This is a genomic window from Paenibacillus sp. Marseille-Q7038, assembly GCF_965111595.1.
The window spans coordinates 3,592,438-3,598,664 of sequence record NZ_CBCOOM010000001.1; the positions used below are offsets into that span (position 1 = coordinate 3,592,438).

Genomic DNA, 6,227 nt, shown 5'->3' on the forward strand with positions numbered 1-6,227 from the left:
GCATCAGAGAAGGCGAATCGTACCTTATCGCGGCCTTTAAACGACAAAATGGTGCCGATAGCCATAGCCCCATAGCCGCAACGAAATAATGAGCCTATCCGAAAGTGCTCGCATGATGTTGGATTTCGCCTCTGCCGCAATCGCTTCATTCCCGTCATCGACCGCTTGCATCAAGATCAGTACGGGAATGTATACCGCGATCAGCCGCGCCAGCGACTTCGTTTCCTCGTCCGCTCCTCCGTAAGTTTCAAAAAACACGCCGCGAGCGTAAGGTGGTAAAAAGCTGTAAGCAACGCTCAAATCACAAGCCGGATGGCCTACGCTCAGATCGCCCCAATCAATGATGCCGGAAACGATCCCATTCTCATTCACAAGCATATTTTTGAAATGAAGATCGCCATGTAGCAGTGCATTCACCGCCTCGACACGGTCCGTTTGCGGCCTGCTAATATACGCTTTGATCACACCGGACTCCTCCGGCGACAAGTGTTCAACCACCTTCGATAGAAAGCCCTCCAATTTCACTTTGCGCGATGCTATGTCCGTCAAGCTTCGATGATCTTGCTGAACTCCGCACTTCAGCGCCGCCTGCACTGGAAACTCATGCAATCTCCGCAAAAATTTCGCCAGCGTCTCCGCCGATAAAGCCCGGCGTTCTTCCGTCAAACCGATGGGGAAATCTCCTGGCACGTAGGCATAGCCAAGAAATGGTGCCGGGTATTCGTCACTTGCTTCGCCATAAAACAACGGTTTCGGATAGGGGATGGTCATATATGCCTCCAGCTTCGGCGTGACTTCCCTTCCATACGAATCGAGCCAACTGCAATCGTTCTTCTTGGAAACCGGAACACGTACTCGTCACCGATGAGAAAAACCGTATTGTCCCAGCCCCAGCCCAATCGCTTCACTTGCTTCGATGACAGCTGAGGGAATTGTCTGCCGATCAGCGTCCGCGCCTGCTCTTCGTTAACCTCCCACTCCGCATCCCATACATTCGTTCCTTCCATGAAATGTCTGCCTCCTCGTTCCTTACTTTATTTGACGTTTACATTCCCTGGAAGTTACGCATAACTGCCCAATACTAGAGTAAAGGGCTGGGCAAACCAGCCCCTCCTCATCAAACCGTACGTGAGGTTTTCCCTCATACGGCTTTCCGATGTTCGTCATTCATGTGCATACAGATTACAAAAGCGTTTTGAGCCCACATTGTCTCGCCATGTTCCGCACTTCTTGGACTGCACTTTGCCACCGAGAACGTTGCTTTTTCTTTGCATACCATTTTGCCAAACGCAACACAATGTACCAATCTAACTTCGCCATTCTTCGTTGGCTGTAGGACGTGTGGTAGTAATTGCGCCACCCCTGAATCTTCGGGTTCAGCCAACCTACGTGCTCCGCGAGTGATTTATGTCTCTGGCTGGACGGAGCTAAGCGCTCTTTTACCACTTCCCGGATGCGTTCCTCCGCTTTCCGGCACAGCCACTGCTTTGCGTGGTATAGTACGCTTTTCCGTAGGATGTTTCAGCTTTCGTCTTGCGATGATGCATGCCTAGAAAATCAAACCCTTCTTCTCCTGTCCATAATCCTACAATCCGCGTTTTCGTCGGATGCAAGGTCAGTTCCAGACGATCCATAATCGCACGTATGAGTGCATACGCCCGTTCTGCATCTTTCTTCGTTTTGCATACGACAACGAAATCATCTGCGTAACGCGTAAGTTCCCCGATTCCACTGCCATGTCGTTCCCACAGAATATCAAAATAATTCAAATAGATATTCGCGAGCAGAGGGGATATCACTCCGCCTTGTGGTGTACCCAGATCGGATCGTCTGACCTTTCCTTCTTCCATCACTCCCGCGTTCAGCCACTTCCGTATCAGCTTCAGGACGCGCCTGTCGCTGATTCGCATCTCCACCAGTTTCATTAGTTTCTCTTGGTTGATGTTGTCGAAGTAGCCTTGGATGTCGACGTCGACCACCCAATTTCCTTTTCGGTTGCAGGCTTTTCGGATACGGTCCAGTGCCCCTTTCGCACTTCGTTTTGGACGGAATCCAAATGAGGATTCCTGAAAGTCCGCTTCAAAGATCGGTTCCATGACCAGTTTCGCCATTTGAATAACGCGGTCTCGGACGGTTGGGATGCCTAGCGGTCTTTGCTTCCCGTCTTTCTTCGGAATGTAATGCCGTCGTACGGGCTGTGGATGGTATTTGTTTTCCTTCAAGCATCGTTGGCATTCGTACAGGAAAAACACTTCTCCCTTTTCCTCAATATCCGAAAGAGTTTCTCCATCGACGCCAGCCGATCCTTTGTTAGCTCGTACTCTCCGCCAGGCTTCCTCTAATACATCCATTCGGTAGACCTTGTCGTACAATGCGTGGAATCTGCGCTTCTTGTTTTCCTTGGCCGCATGACCTAGTTTCTTTTGGAGTTGTTGAACGTTTTCTTTTGGTGTCGTTAGCCGTTTGGCATTCACTAATTCGTACCTCCTAAAAAAAAACATGAACAAAGCAGGGCTCCTTCCCTCCTGCAGGTTGTGTTGTCCTGCAGTTCCTCAGTACTATGAGCCCCTCGGACTCCCTTCCTGCAAGTAGATCATTTCGTTTTGGACTTATAGACCACTTTGTTACGGTTTCAAAAAAAAGTCCGTGCAGGGGAGGGTCTCCCCAGTTCACTGCATCTTCTTTCATACCATGCCGATCCCCTTACGCCGGAGGATTCTTCACTGCCGCTCCAAGTTCTTAGCAGTTTCCGTGGCCTTCACCCATTAAGCCGGGGTTCGGCTTCCCCTCGTCCCTCTTGCGAGGCCTCTTTGACGACGCGGCAGGATTCACTTGATGTTACGGCCTGGTATGTTGCTCGCTCTGTCTCCGACAGATACTTTTGTCGATACGCTTCTACGCACAGTTTTCACCGTACGTAGGTATCCTAGCTACACAGGGGCTTGGCCCCTCCCGTGACCGGACTTTCACCGGCTAGAAGATGCGTGCTTAGCTGGGCACGCACTTAAAGCAAAAGCAACCGGTCTGTTGATCGGTTGCTTACTTGTTCTTCTTTAACTAACGTTTTTCCGTTAGTTGAACGAAGATAAGAGTATTGTTAGTCCATTATAGTCAGCTTCTGTAATTCATGTTAGCACAATATTATTTTGCAATAATTCACAAAATAACACAGTTAACGGGCTATCCTTCTGAGATAAATATCTTTCTATCTTTTTTATGTAATAAAATTCTATTTATTGCTAGTTTTATCATACTTTTATTAGAAATGCTTTGTTAATATATATTAATTGATTTTAGATGAAGGAGAATTTTTTTGAAGAAAATAATGATGATTGGTGGCGGAGTTGTTCTAGGGCTTATAATTCTTGTAATTGGTTTCATATCTTTTACGGTGTACTCTCTTAACACCCCAGCTAAAAGTGATCCAGAGCTTGCCGCTTATAATGAGGAAAGAGTTAAAGAGTATTTAATTGAGGAGAAAGGGTATTTGGAGAGCGATATAGCTAGTTTTGAAGTTGTCAAGATAAAAAAAACAACTGATGAAACAGCTTCTGGATATCTAACTTATGTTGAATTCTCAGATGAACTTAATAAGATGTATTCTTATAGATTAGGGGAAGATGGTGAAGTCGAACAGCTGGGAATTACCGGAGGTGCTTATAAGCATAAAGAATAAATAATAAGCTCGCAAAAGACGCTACTAGTTATGGCAACGTCTAATATGTACATTATATTAATCAGTATCTATTACTTATGACGGATTGTAACATGAAGTGCGACACCTAGTTCAAAATAAAAAATGGCCCATGGCCGGATTCGTGTAAAATGAAGGTTCCTACACCACATTCACACAAGGAGAATCCGCCCATGAGCTACACACATCTTAGCATAATTGAACGCAGTAAACTAGAAGCATTACATCAACTGGGGCTGTCTGCCCGAGTCATTGCTCTCAAATTGAAACGACATCACTCCACGATCAGTCGGGAGCTCAAGAAAAATCAGAGCCCGGATGGTTACCTGGCGGCATCAGAGAAACGGTACCGACGTCTTCGTCAGGATCAAACCTCTGGAGGAAAGTGGACAGAGGCGCTTGGGAAAGAAATTGAGCGGCCGCCTTCATGAAACCTGGTCTCCCGAGCAAATCTCTATGCGTTATTATCTGAAAGGCCAGCCCATGATTTCGTTCAAAACGATATATCGCTGGCTTTATGAAGGTCGTTTGATTCGCATGACAGTTCAGCAGTTAAGGCACAAAGGAAAGAGACAGAAGCCACAAGAAAAGCGTGGTCGCTTCCTCGTTGGCACCTCTATTAAACAACGACCTAAAGAGATTCGTTTCCGAGAAACCTTTGGGCACTGGGAGCTAGACACAGTCGTCTCCAGCCGAGGAAAAAGCAAGGCTTGTGTCGCTACATGTATCGAGCGAAAAACAAGGCTGTACACTGCTATTAAAATGCCAGATCGCACTTCATTATCTATGGAAATCGCTATTGGTGTAGTTGCTTTGCACAGTACCCTGCCCAAACCTTCCAAACAGCTACCGTTGACCGTGGTAAGGAGTTCGCATGCTTTCGTGAACTGGAAGAGTCACACGGGATGAAGGTGTATTTTGCAGATCCTTATTCTTCATGGCAACGAGGCTCCAATGAGAATGGAAACGGGCTCCTTCGAGAGTTCTTCCCAAAAGGGAAGGACTTTGCAGAGGTGACCGAGGAAGAATTAGAACATGCCCTCCAACTCATTAACAACAGACCAAGGAAATGTTTAGGTTGGAAGACAGCTCACGAATCATTTGAAGAAGAAGTGTCGCACTTGGATTGACAATCCGTCTTATACATAAACGGATAATGCCTGATATATCAATAATTAATAAACACGGCTCTGCCTAATAGGTGGAGTTTTCTTTTTGTGTAAATAAAAAACGTCACTAGTTAAGGCAACGTTTTAGAAATATTTCGTTTAAGTTCTTCGAATTTATCAAATATAATTGTTTTATACTCATAGGTCAAATATTAATATATGAATTCTTTGTCATCGATATATTCGGTGGAAATACCGCAATCCTGAATATCAGAGTGAAAGAATTTGTATCGTTTCTACGTTGATAGTTCAATTATCTATAATCTCACTATGGCAACCTCTTTAGGCAGTTGCTTTGTTAATGATCTCATTAAACTCAGGAATCAATGCCCTTCTAACAGTTTTTTTTCAATCCGATTAATTGCCCATGTTGCAAAAGAAATAGCTTGCTCATTATTGTTCATATGCAAATGTACTTTAGAAAGCACTAATGCTAATCTCTCTCTTGTCAACGTGTTACCCAACCGCTTTACATTTTTCCCTAAATAGATAAAATAATTCATAATTGATCTTCCTTCCCAATCACCTTAGTTTTTAATATAACGGTTTTTACAGGGGAAAGTTGTAATCGAAGAAGTGAAGTGCCTCTTAAGCAATCCTGCTGATTAGCAAAAAGGAGGTAGTTGCCAACTGGCAAGCTGCTCCCTACTGTGTTCAACTATCGTTTTACAGTTAGCTTAATTCCAAAATTCGCCGGGTAATAGCTCCAATGTTTGAATATGTAGTTATCCGATGGACTCCCTACTATGAAACACCAATCTCTCTTTTCATTAATTTCTTAAATGCAGAGTATTCCTGACCGGATTTAATAAAGCCTAGTATTTTTTCGGCACATTCTGTTGGACTCAACTCTTCAGTATTTACTTTAAGGTCATATTCATTAAAGGAATATATTTGGTCGTATTGAGAATTCGCTAGTCCAATCTGTCGATCTCCTCTGATTTGCTCTCTTCTTGTGAGTTCTTCTTTCGAGCATAATACGCCTATAAACAATGTTGGATGATCGAATAAGAGATCAAGGTAATCATTTAACCGCTTGTCATTGTCGATTACGGTATCGACGATTACATTTAAACCCATTTCTGAAAACAACTTAATTGTTGCATAATACACTGAATTTATGGGATCAAAAAGTATTTTTCCGACATCATCTACTTCTCTTGTAGGTTCAATATCCGGAAAATTACTATCAATAAAATCATTGTAATTACCAAAAAAAGTATCTATGGATAAATGATGAAAAGGAATCTCTTTCTGATTTTTCAGTTCCAAAGAAATAGTAGTCTTTCCGGAACTTGAAGTTCCGTTCAAGAACACAATAAGTCCTTGCTTCACACGAATCACCCTCACATATAAGATTTGCG

At 44.0% G+C, this 6,227-nt stretch carries 5 protein-coding genes and 2 pseudogenes; 2 read left to right on the plus strand and 5 right to left on the minus strand.

Annotated elements, in window-relative coordinates; genetic code table 11:
- Nucleotides 1-36: 36 nt before the first annotated feature.
- The 3 genes and pseudogenes from ACWPWY_RS17045 to ltrA all read right to left on the minus strand — a co-directional run bounded on the left by ACWPWY_RS17045 (nt 37) and on the right by ltrA (nt 2,474).
- Nucleotides 37-1,007 (minus strand): annotated as a pseudogene (locus tag ACWPWY_RS17045) (phosphotransferase).
- A 175-nt stretch (nt 1,008-1,182) separates the two neighbouring features.
- Nucleotides 1,183-1,446, minus strand: a complete 264-nt coding sequence (locus tag ACWPWY_RS17050) for a group II intron maturase-specific domain-containing protein (protein WP_454192738.1) — start codon at nt 1,444-1,446, stop codon at nt 1,183-1,185.
- A complete protein-coding gene (gene ltrA, locus ACWPWY_RS17055) occupies nt 1,440-2,474 on the minus strand; it encodes a group II intron reverse transcriptase/maturase (protein WP_454192739.1) in 1,035 nt (344 codons plus the stop codon). The genes ACWPWY_RS17050 and ltrA overlap by 7 nt, the downstream gene beginning before the upstream one ends.
- Before the next feature lie 839 nt (nt 2,475-3,313).
- Between ltrA and ACWPWY_RS17060 the strand changes: the two genes are divergently transcribed.
- A complete protein-coding gene (locus tag ACWPWY_RS17060) occupies nt 3,314-3,676 on the plus strand; it encodes a DUF3139 domain-containing protein (protein WP_454192740.1) in 363 nt (120 codons plus the stop codon).
- A 191-nt stretch (nt 3,677-3,867) separates the two neighbouring features.
- Nucleotides 3,868-4,824, plus strand: a pseudogene (locus ACWPWY_RS17065) (IS30 family transposase).
- A gap of 362 nt (nt 4,825-5,186) precedes the next feature.
- Here ACWPWY_RS17065 and ACWPWY_RS17070 read toward each other — a convergent pair.
- Complete coding sequence (locus ACWPWY_RS17070) at nt 5,187-5,366, minus strand: hypothetical protein (RefSeq protein ID WP_454192741.1); 180 nt, start codon at nt 5,364-5,366, stop codon at nt 5,187-5,189.
- Between the two features lie 241 nt (nt 5,367-5,607).
- Nucleotides 5,608-6,198 (minus strand): chloramphenicol phosphotransferase CPT family protein, encoded by a 591-nt coding sequence (locus ACWPWY_RS17075; RefSeq protein WP_454192923.1) that lies wholly within the window; start codon nt 6,196-6,198, stop codon nt 5,608-5,610.
- Nucleotides 6,199-6,227: the final 29 nt, after the last annotated feature.

Bases quoted from the DNA above. Each gene is read 5' to 3' on its own strand.
- ACWPWY_RS17070 (WP_454192741.1), bottom strand. From the start codon at position 5,366: ATGAATTATTTTATCTATTTAGGGAAAAATGTAAAGCGGTTGGGTAAC.